The following is a 14,443-nucleotide window of genomic DNA, read 5'->3' on the forward strand; positions in this document are numbered from 1 at the left end:
CGCTCACGGCACGCGCGCGATCAGGTACCGGAAGACATTCGGCATCCACACCGTCCCGTCCGGCCGCAGATGCGGATGCAGCGCCTCCGTCAACTCCTTGTCCACCTGCACCTGATCGGTCGCCGCGATCGCCGAGTCGAACAAGCCCGTCGACAGCAGCCCCCGTACGGCACTGTCGACGTCCGCGTACCCGAAGGGGCAGGCCACCCGCCCGGAACCGTCGGGCCTCAGGCCCGCCCGCTGGGCGACCTCCTCCAGGTCGTCGCGCAGGGCGGGGCGCCAACTGCCCGTGCTGCGCAAGGGATCGGCCAACTTGGTGGCGACGCGCAGCACGGACGACGTGGCGCAGCGCTCCGGCGGACCCCAGCCGGCCAGCACCACGGGCGCCCCCCGCTCGGCGAGCGGCGTCGCGGCCGCGAGCACCTCGCCGAGGCCCTCGGAGTCGCCTGCGAGGCACCCGATGGGTTCGAAGGCGGTCACCAGGGTGTACGCGGGCGTGTGCGTCTGCGAGTGAGCCTCCGCCTGCGTCTCGACGTCGGCCGCGGCAGCCAGGTCGTCGGACGAGTCGTCGACGAGCCGGGCGTCGGCACGCGCGTGCGTGTCCCACCCCTCGGGGAGCAACCGCTGCCGCGCGAGGGCCAGCCGTTCGGGGGAGGAGGGCTCGACGCCGGTGACGGCCGCGCCTCTGGACGCCGCCATCACCAGAGCGAGCCCGCTGCCACAGCCGAGGCCCAGCAGCCGGGTGCCGGGGCCCACTTGCAGTCGCTCGTAGACGGCTTCGTAGAGCGGAACCAGCATCCGCTCCTGGATCTCGGACCAGTCACGCGCGCGTGCACACAGGTCCACGCGAGGTGCCGCCCCCGCGTGAGGCAGGTGCTGACGCACGAGCGTAGGTGTCATCTAAAGCGCCCCAATCCGCCGAGAGTTACCGCTGCGTCCGATTCCGTCGCCCCCGTGGCATGCGCTCACGCTCCCCCCGTATGCCAGGAAACTCCGCGCCCGACGCCGCGTCCAGGGGGCGCGGGGCCCTGCTTGTGGCTTCCCTGCGTCCGTGGCGAGAATTCACATTCCGGCAATGTGGGCCCGTACGATCTCGCCATGGCAAAGGCACCCGTTCTCACGCCGCAGGCGGAGGACTTCCCGCGCTGGTACCAGGACCTGATCAACAAGGCTGAGCTGGCCGACAACGGCCCGGTGCGCGGCACGATGGTCATCCGGCCGTACGGGTACGGGCTGTGGGAGCGGATGCAGGCCGAGATGGACGCCCGCATCAAGCGAGCCGGAGCCTCCAACGCCTACTTCCCGCTGTTCATCCCGCAGTCGTACCTGACGAAGGAGGCCGAGCACGTCGAGGGCTTCGCACCCGAGCTGGCCGTCGTCACGCACGGCGGCGGCAAGGAGTTGGAGGAGCCCGTCGTCGTCCGGCCCACCTCCGAGACGATCATCAACGAGTACTTCTCGAAGTGGGTGCAGAGCTACCGCGACCTGCCGCTGCTGATCAACCAGTGGGCGAACGTGGTGCGTTGGGAGATGCGCCCGCGCGTGTTCCTGCGCACGACGGAATTCCTCTGGCAGGAGGGCCACACCGCACACGCCACCTACGAGGACGCCCGGGACTATGCCGCGTACATCCACAAGGACGTGTACGCCGACTTCATGGTCAACGTCCTGGGGATCGACGTGGTGCTGGGCCGCAAGACCGCGAGCGAGCGCTTCGCCGGGGCCGTCAACACCCTCACCCTCGAAGGGATGATGGGCGACGGCAAGGCCCTCCAGATGGGCACCAGCCATGAACTCGGCCAGAACTTCGCCAAGGCCTTCCACACCCGGTACCTGTCCAAGGAGGGGCACCAGGAGCACGTCTGGCAGACCTCCTGGGGCTCCTCCACGCGCATGGTCGGCGGCCTGATCATGGCGCACGGCGACGACCACGGTCTGCGGGTGCCGCCGCGGCTCGCGCCGGTCCAGGTGGTCGTGCTGGCGATCAAGGGGGACGAGCCCGTTCTGGCCAAGGTCCGTGAAATCGGCGATCAGCTGAGCGCTGCGGGCATCCGCGTCCAGGTCGACGACCGCACAGACGTCCCGTTCGGTCGCCGCGCCGTCGACTGGGAGCTCAAGGGCGTGCCGGTCCGCGTCGAGGTCGGCCCCCGTGACCTGGAGAACGGCACGGCGATGCTGGCCCGCCGCATCCCGGGCGGCAAGGGGCCGGTCGCCCTGGACGCTCTGGCGGCGCGGCTCCCCACGATCCTCGAAGAGGACCAGGCGCTGCTGCTGCGGCAGTCCCGCGAGCGCCGTGAGTCCCGCACGTCCGAAGTGTCGACGATCGAGCAGGCCGTCGAGGCGGCCACCGCAGGCGGCTGGGCCCGCATCCCGTGGGCGACGCTCGGCGAAGAAGGCGAGGCCAGGCTGGCCGAGCACGCGGTGACCGTACGGTGTCTGGTCGCCGAGGACGGGTCGGTGCCGGACGCCGAAGACGCTCCCGGTAACGTCGCTGTCGTGGCGCGCGCTTACTGATATGACGCCCGTGGGGAACGAGAGCGGCCGAATCGCCTCTTGCGCATCCGCACACCGCAGCGGCACCGGCGCGTGGACGGGGCGTACGCCCCGGCGCGTACGTCAGGCTACGCACCGGTTGGGTATGAGCTGTGAGGCTTCTCCGCAGATCGGCGCACCCGCCCTCGTCAGGGCGCATCATTCGCAACTGACGGGTACGTGCAAATTATTTGGGATGGCCCGGAATCGGAACACAGCGGCACTCCGGCTCGTTGTCATTACGTGAGCACGACACAGACACCACCTGTTCTCGCCGCAGAGCTGGCACAGGCGTGGGCCGACATTCAGCGGTACCACCCCGAGCTGCCAGATCTCGCCGCGCCAGAGTCCCTGATCGGGGAGTCGTCGTCCGCGTGCGGTCACGAGCTCTCCTTCGAGCGACTGCTTCACGAGGCAGTCCATGGCATCGCCGCCGCGCGCGGCGTCCGCGACACCTCCCGGGCCGGCCGTTACCACAACCGCAGATTCCTCTCCATCGCCGAGGAGCTGGGCCTGGACCACCCCGAGGAGCCGCACCCGAGCAGCGGCTTCTCCCTGGTCACGCTCAACCCCGAGGCCAAGCGCCGCTACCGTCCGACCATCGAACGCCTTCAGCGCGCCCTGAAGGCCCACACCGCGGCGACCTCCGCCGACACCAGCCGGACCTTCCGCGGCCCGGCGGCCCGCCACGGCTCCTCCGGAGGCGGCGTCCGCGTCAAGGCGGTCTGCGACTGCGGGCGCAACGTCCGGGTCGTTCCGTCGGTGCTGGCGCAGGCGCCGATCGTGTGCGGCGGTTGCGGGAAGCCGTTCCGGATCCCGGAGGTCGTGGGCGCGGCGTAATCGCGAGGTGTCCAGTACCGGCATCTCGTGGCTGCCGGTCGGACCACATGGCGCCTCGGTACGCGCGGCGCCGGGGTGCCGCTCTGGCTCGGCGGCACCCCGTCACCGCCGGGTTGCGCGGCGACTTCAACGGCACCTTTACGCCGGGTGCCTCTCAGGCATGCCCGAGCACACCGCCGCCCCCCTCGGCCGGAAGGGACCCGCAGGGTGTGGCACAATGGCTAGCTGTACTCGACAGTCGCACAGGACCCCTCTCTCCTCCGGCTGACGCGTCCATCGGGCACTCGGGTACCGCAACCCCACGCGGCAATCTCGCCGTGCCCAACCACGTCAAATCCAGGAGAACCCACTCCCGTGGCAGTCAAGATCAAGCTGAAGCGTCTGGGCAAGATCCGTTCGCCTCACTACCGCATCGTCGTCGCCGACTCCCGCACCCGTCGTGACGGCCGTGCGATCGAGGAGATCGGCAAGTACCACCCGACGTACAACCCGTCGGTCATCGAGGTCGACGCGGACCGTGTCGCGTACTGGCTGGGTGTCGGCGCGCAGCCGACCGAGCCCGTGCTCGCCATCCTGAAGAAGACCGGCGACTGGCAGAAGTTCAAGGGCGAGCCCGCCCCGGCTCCGCTGCTCGTGGCCGAGCCGAAGAAGGCGCGCCCGTCGTTCGAGGCCCTCGGTGGCGACGACGCGGGCAAGGGTGAGGCGATCACCCAGAAGAAGAAGGCGGAGAAGAAGGACGAGGCTGCCGCCGAGTCCGAGTCGGCCGAGGCCTGAGCATGCTCGAGGAGGCTCTCGAGCACCTCGTGAAGGGCATCGTCGACAACCCTGACGATGTGCAGGTCGCCTCGCGCAACCTGCGTCGCGGGCGTGTGCTGGAGGTCCGGGTCCACCCCGACGACCTCGGCAAGGTGATCGGCCGCAACGGCCGCACCGCACGCGCTCTGCGCACCGTCGTGGGTGCCATCGGCGGTCGCGGTGTCCGCGTCGACCTCGTCGACGTGGACCACGTCCGCTGACGCCGAACGCAGCACCGGCTCGGGCCGGGGAGGGCCACTGGGCCGTCCCCGGCCCGTAGTCGTATGGCCGTCCCGTACGGCCAGTCGTCCGACCGGCCAGTCGTCTGACAGGAGAGCAAGCACAGTGCAGTTGGTAGTCGCACGGATCGGCCGTGCCCACGGCATCAAGGGCGAGGTCACCGTCGAGGTCCGTACGGACGAGCCGGAACTGCGGCTCGCTCCCGGCGCCGTCCTGGCCACCGACCCGGCCCCCGTCGGCCCGCTCACCATCGAGACCGGCCGCGTCCACAGCGGCCGTCTCCTCCTGCGCTTCGAGGGGGTCAAGGACCGCACCGCCGCCGAGGCGCTGCGCAACACCCTCCTCATCGCCGAGATCGACCCGGACGAGCTGCCCGAGGAAGAGGACGAGTACTACGACCACCAGCTCATCGACCTCGACGTGGTGACGAAGGACGGCGTCGAGGTCGGCCGTATCACCGAGATCGCGCACCTGCCCTCCCAGGACCTCTTCATCGTCGAGCGGTCCGACGGGAGCGAGGTGATGATCCCCTTCGTCGAGGAGATCGTCACCGAGATCGACCTGGAGGAGCAGCGGGCGGTCATCTCCCCGCCGCCGGGCCTGATCGACGACCGGGCGGAGGTCGCCTCCTCGCGCGACGCGGAGGCCGAGGGCTGATGCGGCTCGACGTCGTCACGATCTTCCCGGAGTACCTGGAGCCCCTGAACGTCTCCCTCGTCGGCAAGGCACGCGCGCGTGGGCAGCTGAACGTCCATGTGCACGACCTCCGTACCTGGACGTACGACCGCCACAACACGGTCGACGACACCCCGTACGGCGGCGGCCCCGGCATGGTCATGAAGACCGACCCCTGGGGCGACGCGCTGGACTCGGTCCTGGCGGACGGCTACGAGACGGGCTCCGGCGCGCCCACCCTGATCGTCCCCACCCCCAGCGGCCGTCCCTTCACCCAGGAACTCGCCGTGGAACTCTCCGAGCGGCCCTGGCTGATCTTCACGCCGGCTCGCTACGAGGGCATCGACCGCCGCGTCATCGACGAGTACGCCACCCGTATGCCCGTCCACGAGGTGTCCATCGGCGACTACGTCCTCGCCGGTGGCGAGGCGGCCGTACTGGTCATCACGGAGGCCGTGGCACGCCTGCTGCCCGGGGTCCTGGGGAACGCGGAGTCCCACCAGGACGACTCCTTCGCGCCCGGCGCGATGGCCAACCTCCTCGAAGGCCCCGTCTACACCAAGCCGCCCGAGTGGCGCGGCCGGGACATCCCCGACGTGCTGCTCAGCGGCCATCACGGCAAGATCGCCCGCTGGCGCCGTGACGAGGCGCTCAGACGTACGACGGCCAACCGGCCCGACCTCATAGAGCGCTGCGACCCCAAGGCCTTCGACAAGAAGGACCGCGAGATGCTCTCCATCCTGGGCTGGATGCCCGACCCGGAGGGGGAACGGTTCGGCCGATTTTGGCGCAGGACAGAGGGCGTGGAAGAATAAGTCGCTGTTGTGCGTCGTCCGGCGTGCGCCCCTGCCACAGGGGGACACGACGCCCGCCCCGACACGGACAGCATCCTCACGAACACCTAGCTCCCGCCTATGACCTGTGGCATGGGCGAAGAAAGCAGAAGAAATGGCTCACCTGCTCGACACCGTCGACGCCGCGTCGCTGCGCAGCGACGTCCCGGCCTTCCGCCCGGGCGACACCGTCAACGTCCACGTCCGCGTCATCGAGGGCAACCGCTCCCGTGTGCAGCAGTTCAAGGGCGTTGTGATCCGCCGCCAGGGCGCCGGCGTGCGCGAGACCTTCACGGTCCGCAAGGTCTCCTTCTCCGTGGGCGTCGAGCGCACCTTCCCGGTGCACACCCCGATCGTCGAGAAGATCGAGCTCGTCACCAAGGGTGACGTTCGCCGCGCCAAGCTGTACTACCTGCGCGACCTGCGCGGCAAGGCGGCGAAGATCAAGGAGAAGCGCGAGAACTGAGCGCTTCAGGGGGCTCGCCCCCACGGGGTTCAAAGCGGGGCCGGATAACATCTGGCCCCGATGGACACCGAAGCACAGCCGACGGAGCGCGACCGCTCCTCCCGCCCTTCCGATTCCGAGGAGATCTCGGACACAGAGGGTCAGGAGGGACGGTCGCGCTTCGCGTTGGTGTCGCGGATCACCCAGTGGCTCCCGGGCGGGCGAATCAGCCTGACCCTGCTGGTCTTCCTGGGGTTTCTGCTGCTGCTCAACACGTTCGTGCTGCGGCCGTTCGAGATTCCCAGCGGATCCATGGAGTCCGGATTGAGGATCGGCGACCGCGTTCTCGTAAATAAGTTGGCGTACCGTTTCGGTGCCGAGCCGCGGCGCGGTGATGTTGTCGTGTTCGACGGAACTGGGTATTTCGGGGATGCCGACTACATCAAACGCGTTGTGGGTGTGGGGGGAGACCACGTGGTCTGCTGCGACAAGGAGGGGCGGATCCAGGTGAACGGCCGGTCGGTCGACGAGTCGACGTTCCTGTACCGCGGCGACAGCCCGTCGACGGTGCCGTTCGACGTCGTCGTGCCCGACGGCACCCTGTTCGTCCTCGGCGACCATCGCAGCGAGTCCAGCGACTCCCGCGACCACCTGGGCTCGCCCGGCGGCGGGATGGTCCCGGTCGGTGACGTCATCGGCCGTGCCGACTGGATCGTATGGCCGACCGCCCACTGGACCCGCCTGCACCGTCCGGACGCCTACGCGCGCGTGCCTGCAGCGGGCGGTGCGCATGGGTAACCGTGGCAAGCCGCGCGGCGTGCCCGCCAGCGCCGCCGACAATCTGCTGCCCACCGGTGCCCGGCGCGCCGCCAGCCCCAGCGGCGGTCGTACGCGCGCGGAGCGGCGCAAGCTCCAGCGCAAGGTCAAGCGCCGTCGCAGGCGCTCCGCGATGAAGGAGATACCCCTCCTCGTCGGCGTCGCGGTCCTCATAGCGCTCGTCCTGAAGACCTTCCTCGTCCAGGCCTTTGTGATCCCGTCCGGCTCCATGGAGCAGACGATCCAGATCGGCGACCGTGTCCTGGTCGACAAGCTCACGCCCTGGTTCGGCTCCGAGCCGCAGCGCGGGGACGTCGTCGTCTTCAAGGACCCCGGCGGCTGGCTCCAGGACGAGCAGACGACGGTGAAGAAGGAGGACCCCGTCGTCATCAAGCAGGTCAAGGAGGCGCTCACCTTCATCGGCCTGCTGCCGTCCGACAACGAGAAGGACCTCATCAAGCGGGTCGTCGGCGTCGGCGGCGACCGCGTCAAGTGCTGTGACACGCAAGGGCGGGTCACCGTCAACGGCGTTCCCCTGAACGAGGACTATCTGTACCCCGGCAACGCCCCCTCCAACGCGCAGTTCGACATCACCGTCCCGCAGGGCCGGCTGTGGGTGATGGGCGACCACCGGGCCAACTCGGCGGACTCCCGCTCGCACCAGGACCAGGACTACGGCGGCACGGTCTCCGAGGACGAGGTGGTGGGGCGGGCCATGGTCATCGCCTGGCCCCTCGGTCACTGGACCTCCCTGGAGGAACCGAAAACCTACGCTTCCTTGTCCGACTCGGCGACCGGGTCGACCGCGTCTGTCCAGCTGTCGCATAGGGTTGCTTCCGACGATTCGAACGGAACGATCCAACTCCCGACCCCTGCGGAACTCCCGCTCGTTATGGGAGTGGTGGGCCTGCGCCGCGCATGGGGCAGGCAGCGGCACAGAGTAAGGAGTTGGCGTGGGGGATGTGGCGGTTGGCGCACGATCCGGGCACGACGGCGAGGAGCACCGCGGACACCCCGTGGGAGCAGCCGACCCGGCCGCGGACGGCGCCGTGACCTCCGGGAATGACCCCGGAGCGGCCGGCGACGGCGAAGGGTCGGGCGGGCAGCCCCCGACCGACGAGCAGGGGTCGGGAGGGGTTTCCCCCACGCCGAAGAAGCAGCGCTCCTTCTGGAAGGAGCTGCCCATCCTGATCGGCATCGCGCTCGTCCTCGCGCTGCTGATCAAGACGTTCCTGGTGCAGGCGTTCTCGATCCCCTCCGACTCGATGCAGAACACCCTTCAGCAGGGTGACCGTGTCCTGGTCGACAAGCTCACCCCCTGGTTCGGCTCCGAGCCCGAGCGCGGCGAGGTCGTCGTCTTCCACGACCCCGACAACTGGCTGGCGGGTGAGCCCACCCCCGACCCCAACGCGCTGCAGACCTTCCTCAGCTGGATCGGCCTGATGCCGTCCGCGGAGGAGAAGGACCTCATCAAGCGCGTGGTTGGCGTCGGCGGCGACACCGTCGAGTGCAATCGCACGGGCCCGCTGAAGGTCAACGGCAAGGCGCTGAACGAGCCGTACGTCTACCCGGGCAACACCCCCTGCAGCCAGGACGACCAGGGCGGCCAGTTCAAGGTGAAGGTCCCCAAGGGCTCCATCTGGGTCATGGGCGACCACCGGCAGAACTCCCGCGACTCGCGCTACAACCAGTCCGACAAGAACCACGGCATGGTCCCCGTCGACGAGGTAGTCGGCCGCGCCATCGTGATCGCCTGGCCGATCAACCGCTGGGACAACCTGCCGGTCCCGGACACCTTCGAGCAGAACCTGGACGCCCGCTCCGCCGCCCGGACGGCCGCACCGCAGGGGCTCGCCCTGGCGGGTGCGGTACCGCTGGTGCTGTGGCGCCGGCAGCGGATCAAGGCGGCCGAGACGCGCTGACCGCCAGGCGCCCTCCTGCTGCCGCCCTTCCCGTTGACCATCCTGGGGCGGCGAACTTGGGAAAGCTTTGCCGTGCCGGTGACCTCGGGCGCTCAGGAGGGGCTGCCCGGTGTCGGTACCGCCCGGTAGGGTGCGGACCCATGGGTGGCGAGAGCACGACACGTACGGCGCCGCGCGAGAGTGGCGCGAGCAGGGGCCCGGCGGGCAGCCGGACCGGACAGCGGTTGTCCGGGCTGGCCGTGGCGCTGGGCCTGTTGCTGTTCCTCGGCGGGTTCGCCTGGGGAGCGGTCCTCTACCGGCCGTACACCGTGCCCACCAGTTCGATGGCGCCGACGATCGACGCGGGCGACCGGGTGCTGGCCCAGCGCCTCGACGGCGGTGAGGTTCGCCGTGGTGACGTCGTCGTCTTCACCGACAAGACGTGGGTGTCCAACGCGCCCGTCGTCAAGCGTGTGGTCGCCGTCGGCGGGGACACGGTCGCCTGCTGCACCGACGGCAAGCTGACCGTCAACGGCAAGCAGATCGACGAACCCTATCTGGCCAAGGACAGCCTGGCCGAGATCCAGGACTTCCCGACCGTGACGGTGCCGAAGGGCAGGCTCTTCCTGCTCGGTGACGAGCGCAGCGGCTCCCTGGACTCCACCGCCCACCTCACGGACGCCGCCCGCGGTACCGTCGCGCGCAGCGCCGTGTCGGCCCGGGTGGACGCCGTCGTATGGCCCATGAGCGGCATGCTGGAGCGCCCCACCGGCTTCGAGGGACTCGGCGCGCTGTCGTCGCCGGGGCCGCTGCGGACGGTCGTCGCACTGATCGTCGTGGGCGGTGTGCTGGTCCTGGGCGGTGGGGCGTACGGGCCGATCGCGAACAGGTCGGCCAAGCGCGCCAAGCCCCGGACGGAGCCCGCGGGTGCCCGCTGAGGCGCCGGGCATGGGGCACGGGAGCGGGTCGTACTGCGAGACAGGCCCGGCGACCGGGTCGTACGGCGCGGCCGGTGCGGGGGAGAGCGCGTACGGGGACTCCTACGAGGGCGGGTTGCGCAAGGTCGCCCGGGTGGTGCTGCTCGACCCGCAGGACCGCATTCTGCTGCTGCACGGCCACGAGCCGGAGGATCCGGCCGACGACTGGTGGTTCACCCCGGGCGGCGGCGTCGAGGGCGACGAGAGCCGTGCGCAAGCCGCGTTGCGGGAACTCGCCGAGGAGACCGGCATCACGGAGGTCGAACTCGGTCCTGTGCTGTGGCGGCGGAGGTGCTCCTTCCCGTTCGCGGGACGCCGCTGGGACCAGGACGAGTGGTACTACCTGGCCCGTACGACACAGACGGCGACCCGGCCCATGGGGCTCACCGAGTTGGAGCGGCGCAGCGTCGCCGGAGCGCGCTGGTGGACGTGTCGGGAACTTGCCCGGGCACATGAGACGGTGTATCCGACCAGACTCGCCGAGCTGCTGCGCACACTGCTCGACGAAGGTCCCCCCGCCGGGCCCGTGACCCTTGACCCCGAAATTGTCTAGGTGCTGACGGGACTGGCGCACAATGGTGGGATCGCACGGCTGAAGGGGAACATGCCATGAGCGCCGAGGACCTCGAGAAGTACGAGACCGAGATGGAGCTCAAGCTCTATCGGGAGTACCGCGACGTCGTCGGTCTGTTCAAGTACGTGATCGAGACCGAGCGGCGCTTCTACCTGACGAACGATTACGAGATGCAGGTGCACTCCGTCCAGGGTGAGGTGTTCTTCGAGGTGTCCATGGCGGATGCCTGGGTGTGGGACATGTACCGGCCGGCGCGGTTCGTGAAGCAGGTTCGGGTGTTGACGTTCAAGGACGTGAACATCGAGGAGCTGAACAAGAGTGATCTGGAACTGCCGGGCGGGTGATGTGTGATGACGCTCAGTGATGTTCGGTGATGTTCGGTGACTTTCACCCGCATGGGTGAGGAAGTTATCCACAGTCGCGGACTTGTCCACCAAGATCCAATAGCTCGCTGAGCCGGCCTCATTGTTGGCGCCGGAGGTGGTGCCGACATGAACGCACGCAGTGCGCTCGGCAGGTACGGCGAGGAACTGGCCGCGCGGCGGCTGGTCGAGGCTGGGATGACGGTTCTGGAGCGCAACTGGCGCTGTGGCAGGACCGGAGAGATCGACATTGTCGCCAGGGACGGCGACGCGGTGGTCGTCTGTGAGGTGAAGACCCGCAGGACCAGCGGCTACGAGCATCCGATGGCCGCGGTCACGCCCGAGAAGGCACATCGGCTGCGAGGCCTCGCGGAACGCTGGATCCACGCTCACGGCGGGGCGCCACCCGGAGGCGTCCGTATCGACGTGGTCGGCATCGTCCTGCCCGACCGCGGCGCGCCCGTGGTCGAGCACGTGCGGGGGGTGGCCTGACATGGGGTTCGCGCGTACGTGCTCGGTGGCCCTGGTGGGTGTCGAGGGGGTCGTGGTCGAGGTTCAGGCGGACCTGGAGCCGGGGGTGGCGGCGTTCACCTTGGTGGGGCTGCCGGACAAGAGCCTGTCGGAGAGCCGGGACCGGGTCCGGGCGGCCGTCGTGAACTCGGGTGGCGAGTGGCCGCAGAAGAAGCTCACCGTCGGGCTCAGCCCGGCATCGGTGCCCAAGGCGGGCAGCGGTTTCGATCTGGCCGTCGCATGCGCCGTCCTCGGTGCCGCCGAGCGGATCGACCCGCGGGTTCTCGCGGACATCGTGATGATCGGAGAGCTCGGCCTGGACGGACGGGTGCGTCCCGTCCGGGGCATCCTGCCCGCCGTGCTGGCCGCGGCCGACGCCGGGTATGAGCAGGTGGTCGTCCCGGAGTGCGCCGCGGCCGAGGCCTCGCTGGTGCCGGGTGTGTCCGTACTGGGAGTGCGCAGCCTGCGCCAGCTGATCGCCGTCCTCGCGGACGAACCCGTGCCCGACGAGGAACCCGACGATCAGGGCCGCCCGGACCCGCTGCTCGCGGGTCTGCGCGTGCCGGGGACGGGCGCGGCCACCGGCATGCACAGCATGGGCGCCGCCCAGCCGGACCACGGGCACGACCTTGCCGATGTGGTGGGCCAGATGTCGGCGCGTACGGCCGTGGAGGTCGCCGCCGCGGGCGGGCATCACCTGTTCTTGGAGGGGCCGCCCGGCGCCGGCAAGACGATGCTCGCGGAGCGGCTGCCGGCCATCCTGCCCCGGCTCGGCAGGGAGGAGTCGCTGGAGGTCACGGCGGTGCACTCGGTGGCGGGGCTGCTGCCTCCGGGCAAGCCCATGATCGACGTGGCCCCCTACTGCGCCCCGCACCACTCGGCGACGATGCAGGCGCTCGTCGGCGGTGGTCCCGGCATCGCGCGGCCCGGCGCGGTGTCGCTGTCCCACCGGGGTGTCCTCTTCCTGGACGAGACGCCGGAGTTCACCAGCCAGGCCCTCGACGCCCTGCGACAGCCTCTGGAAGCCGGGCACGTCGTCATCGCGCGCAGCGCAGGCGTGGTGCGCTTCCCGGCGAAGTTCCTGATGGTGCTGGCGGCCAATCCCTGCCCCTGTGGCCGCTTCTCCCAGATGGACGACATGTGCGAGTGCCCGCCCTCGGCGATCCGCCGCTATCAGGCCCGGCTGTCCGGTCCGCTGCTCGACCGGGTCGACCTCCGGGTCGAGGTGGACCGTGTCACGCGCGCCCAGCTGACCGAGCGCGGCGCACGGGGCGAATCCACCGCGACGGTCGCAGAGCGGGTGCGGACAGCCCGGGAGCGGGCGTCGGCCCGGCTCGCCGGTACGCCGTGGCGGACGAACAGCGAGGTCCCCGGACGTGAGCTGCGCAGCCGCTGGTACGCCTCGACCGGCGCCATGGACGAGGCGGAACGGAACCTGGAGCGCGGCGTACTGACCGCCCGCGGGCTCGACCGCGTCCTGCGCGTCGCCTGGACCGTCGCCGACCTCGTCGGTCACGACCGGCCAGACGCGACGGACGTCGCCCTGGCACTGCAACTGCGCACCGGCGTGCCGCGCGGCGTACCCATGGCCATCGGGGCGCTGACGTGAACGGAGGCGAGGAGTCGGACGAGGAACTGCTCGGCCGCGTGTTTCTCAGTCGGGTCGTCGAGCCCGGTGACGAGGTGGCCGGGCGGTGGGTGCGGGAGTACGGGGTGGCGGAAGTGGTACGGCGGTTACGGGAGGGAGTGGAGCCCTTGCCGGGGGTGAGCTACAAGCGGTGGGACGGGTTACGGGCTCGGGCGGTGCGGGCCGAGCCCGGGCGGGAGCTTGCCGTCGCCCGGGAGGCCGGGGTGCGGTTCGTGCGTCCGGGGGACGTCGAGTGGCCGGGGCAGCTTGATGATCTCGGGGACGCGCGGCCCGTCGGGCTGTGGGTGCGGGGACGGGCCAGTCTGCGGATGTGGGCGTTGCGGTCCGTGGCCGTCGTCGGGGCGCGGGCCTGTACCGAGTACGGGGCGCACATGGCGGCCACCCTCGCCGGCGGGCTAGCCGAGCGGGGGTGGGTGGTCGTGTCCGGCGGCGCCTATGGGGTCGACGGTGCCGCTCACCGGGGTGCCCTCGGCGCCGGCGGGGCCACCGTCGCCGTGCTCGCCTGCGGCGTCGACCGGCCCTATCCACGCGGGCACACCCAGCTGATCAACAGGATCGGGGAACAGGGGCTCGTGATCGGGGAACTGCCACCGGGGGATCATCCGACGCCCAGCAGGTTCATCGTGCGCAACCGGGTGATCGCGGCGCTGACCCGGGGCACGGTGGTCGTGGAGGCCGCCCATCGCAGCGGGTCGCTGGTCACCGCCCGGGCGGCACAGCGGCTGGGACGTCACACGATGGGCGTTCCCGGCCCGGCCACCAGTGGGCTGTCCGCAGGTGTGCACGAGCTCCTGCGTGGCGATGCCGTGCTGGTCAGCGATGCCGCCGAGGTCGTCGAGCTCGTGGGCGACATGGGAGAGCTGGCGCCCGAGCGGCGTGGGCCCGTCCTGCCGCGCGATCTGCTGGAACCGGGGGCGCGCAGAGTCCTGGCCGCGCTGCCCGGCCGTCACGCGGCGCGGGCGGACGAGATCGCACGCGGTGCGCAGACCACCGAGGACGACGCGATCGCGAGACTGTACGAACTCCGCTCACTTGGTTACGTCGAACGACACGGCGACGGCTGGAAGTTGACACGCCAGGCGATGATCTCTGTTCACGCCGGTCGGAGTCGATGTTGACCGAGCGTGTTCGGCCGTACGGGGGAACACGGACGCCCTTGTGAATTCCCCCAGTTGGGGTGTTCGGGTGATCACGTAGAGCGATCGATATGACCTGGCGGGGCGTCCAGCGGAACGTATCTGCGTACGGCTTGTGCTCCGCCCTTCGCGCACCGCGACGCTGCAGTCACGCTACGC

17 protein-coding genes are annotated in these 14,443 nt (G+C 70.2%); 16 read left to right on the forward strand and 1 reads right to left on the reverse strand.

Annotated features, from left to right (window positions below):
• Positions 1 to 3: 3 nt before the first annotated feature.
• A complete protein-coding gene (locus PBV52_RS34680; protein WP_274243679.1) occupies positions 4 to 900 on the reverse strand; it encodes a class I SAM-dependent methyltransferase in 897 nt (298 codons plus the stop codon).
• Between the two features lie 198 nt (positions 901 to 1,098).
• On the opposite strand from PBV52_RS34680, the gene proS reads away from it, so the two are divergent.
• The 16 genes from proS (at position 1,099) to dprA (ending at position 14,266) form a co-directional block, all read left to right on the forward strand.
• Positions 1,099 to 2,514: a proline--tRNA ligase gene (proS, locus tag PBV52_RS34685; RefSeq protein ID WP_274243680.1), complete on the forward strand. Its 1,416-nt coding sequence runs from the start codon at positions 1,099 to 1,101 to the stop codon at positions 2,512 to 2,514.
• A 261-nt stretch (positions 2,515 to 2,775) separates the two neighbouring features.
• The gene (locus tag PBV52_RS34690; protein WP_062709177.1) at positions 2,776 to 3,372 is read left to right on the forward strand and encodes a hypothetical protein; all 597 of its coding nucleotides are present in this window, start codon (positions 2,776 to 2,778) and stop codon (positions 3,370 to 3,372) included.
• A 354-nt stretch (positions 3,373 to 3,726) separates the two neighbouring features.
• The gene (gene rpsP, locus PBV52_RS34695) at positions 3,727 to 4,146 is read left to right on the forward strand and encodes a 30S ribosomal protein S16 (RefSeq protein WP_274243681.1); all 420 of its coding nucleotides are present in this window, start codon (positions 3,727 to 3,729) and stop codon (positions 4,144 to 4,146) included.
• A gap of 2 nt (positions 4,147 to 4,148) precedes the next feature.
• Complete coding sequence (locus PBV52_RS34700; RefSeq protein WP_003973401.1) at positions 4,149 to 4,388, forward strand: RNA-binding protein; 240 nt, start codon at positions 4,149 to 4,151, stop codon at positions 4,386 to 4,388.
• 124 nt (positions 4,389 to 4,512) lie between these two features.
• Positions 4,513 to 5,064 carry a ribosome maturation factor RimM gene (gene rimM / locus PBV52_RS34705; protein WP_274243698.1) on the forward strand — a complete coding sequence of 184 codons (552 nt, stop codon included), beginning with the start codon at positions 4,513 to 4,515 and terminating at the stop codon, positions 5,062 to 5,064.
• Positions 5,064 to 5,897, forward strand: coding sequence for a tRNA (guanosine(37)-N1)-methyltransferase TrmD (gene trmD, locus PBV52_RS34710; RefSeq protein WP_274243700.1), 834 nt, complete (start codon positions 5,064 to 5,066; stop codon positions 5,895 to 5,897). Before rimM ends, trmD begins: the two co-directional genes overlap by 1 nt.
• 133 nt (positions 5,898 to 6,030) lie before the next feature.
• Positions 6,031 to 6,381 (forward strand): 50S ribosomal protein L19, encoded by a 351-nt coding sequence (rplS, locus tag PBV52_RS34715; protein ID WP_274243702.1) that lies wholly within the window; start codon positions 6,031 to 6,033, stop codon positions 6,379 to 6,381.
• Positions 6,382 to 6,441: 60 nt separating this feature from the next.
• Complete coding sequence (gene lepB, locus PBV52_RS34720; RefSeq protein WP_274243703.1) at positions 6,442 to 7,158, forward strand: signal peptidase I; 717 nt, start codon at positions 6,442 to 6,444, stop codon at positions 7,156 to 7,158.
• Positions 7,151 to 8,242 carry a signal peptidase I gene (gene lepB, locus PBV52_RS34725; protein WP_274243705.1) on the forward strand — a complete coding sequence of 364 codons (1,092 nt, stop codon included), beginning with the start codon at positions 7,151 to 7,153 and terminating at the stop codon, positions 8,240 to 8,242. Before lepB (PBV52_RS34720) ends, lepB (PBV52_RS34725) begins: the two co-directional genes overlap by 8 nt.
• Positions 8,130 to 9,098, forward strand: a complete 969-nt coding sequence (gene lepB / locus PBV52_RS34730) for a signal peptidase I (protein WP_274243707.1) — start codon at positions 8,130 to 8,132, stop codon at positions 9,096 to 9,098. Before lepB (PBV52_RS34725) ends, lepB (PBV52_RS34730) begins: the two co-directional genes overlap by 113 nt.
• 140 nt (positions 9,099 to 9,238) lie before the next feature.
• A complete protein-coding gene (gene lepB, locus PBV52_RS34735) occupies positions 9,239 to 10,015 on the forward strand; it encodes a signal peptidase I (protein WP_274243709.1) in 777 nt (258 codons plus the stop codon).
• Entirely contained in the window at positions 10,005 to 10,607 is a 603-nt protein-coding gene (locus tag PBV52_RS34740) for an NUDIX hydrolase (RefSeq protein ID WP_274243711.1), read from the forward strand. Before lepB (PBV52_RS34735) ends, PBV52_RS34740 begins: the two co-directional genes overlap by 11 nt.
• A gap of 56 nt (positions 10,608 to 10,663) precedes the next feature.
• Positions 10,664 to 10,972 (forward strand): DUF2469 domain-containing protein, encoded by a 309-nt coding sequence (locus PBV52_RS34745; protein WP_003965949.1) that lies wholly within the window; start codon positions 10,664 to 10,666, stop codon positions 10,970 to 10,972.
• 147 nt (positions 10,973 to 11,119) lie between these two features.
• On the forward strand, positions 11,120 to 11,482 hold the full coding sequence (locus PBV52_RS34750) for a YraN family protein (protein ID WP_274243761.1): 363 nt from the start codon (positions 11,120 to 11,122) through the stop codon (positions 11,480 to 11,482).
• 1 nt (position 11,483) lies between these two features.
• Positions 11,484 to 13,109 carry a YifB family Mg chelatase-like AAA ATPase gene (locus PBV52_RS34755; RefSeq protein ID WP_274243762.1) on the forward strand — a complete coding sequence of 542 codons (1,626 nt, stop codon included), beginning with the start codon at positions 11,484 to 11,486 and terminating at the stop codon, positions 13,107 to 13,109.
• On the forward strand, positions 13,106 to 14,266 hold the full coding sequence (gene dprA, locus PBV52_RS34760; protein ID WP_274243764.1) for a DNA-processing protein DprA: 1,161 nt from the start codon (positions 13,106 to 13,108) through the stop codon (positions 14,264 to 14,266). Before PBV52_RS34755 ends, dprA begins: the two co-directional genes overlap by 4 nt.
• Positions 14,267 to 14,443: the final 177 nt, after the last annotated feature.

Origin of the sequence: Streptomyces sp. T12, from assembly GCF_028736035.1 — a bacterium.
In the GTDB taxonomy this organism is placed as follows: Bacteria; Actinomycetota; Actinomycetes; order Streptomycetales; family Streptomycetaceae; genus Streptomyces.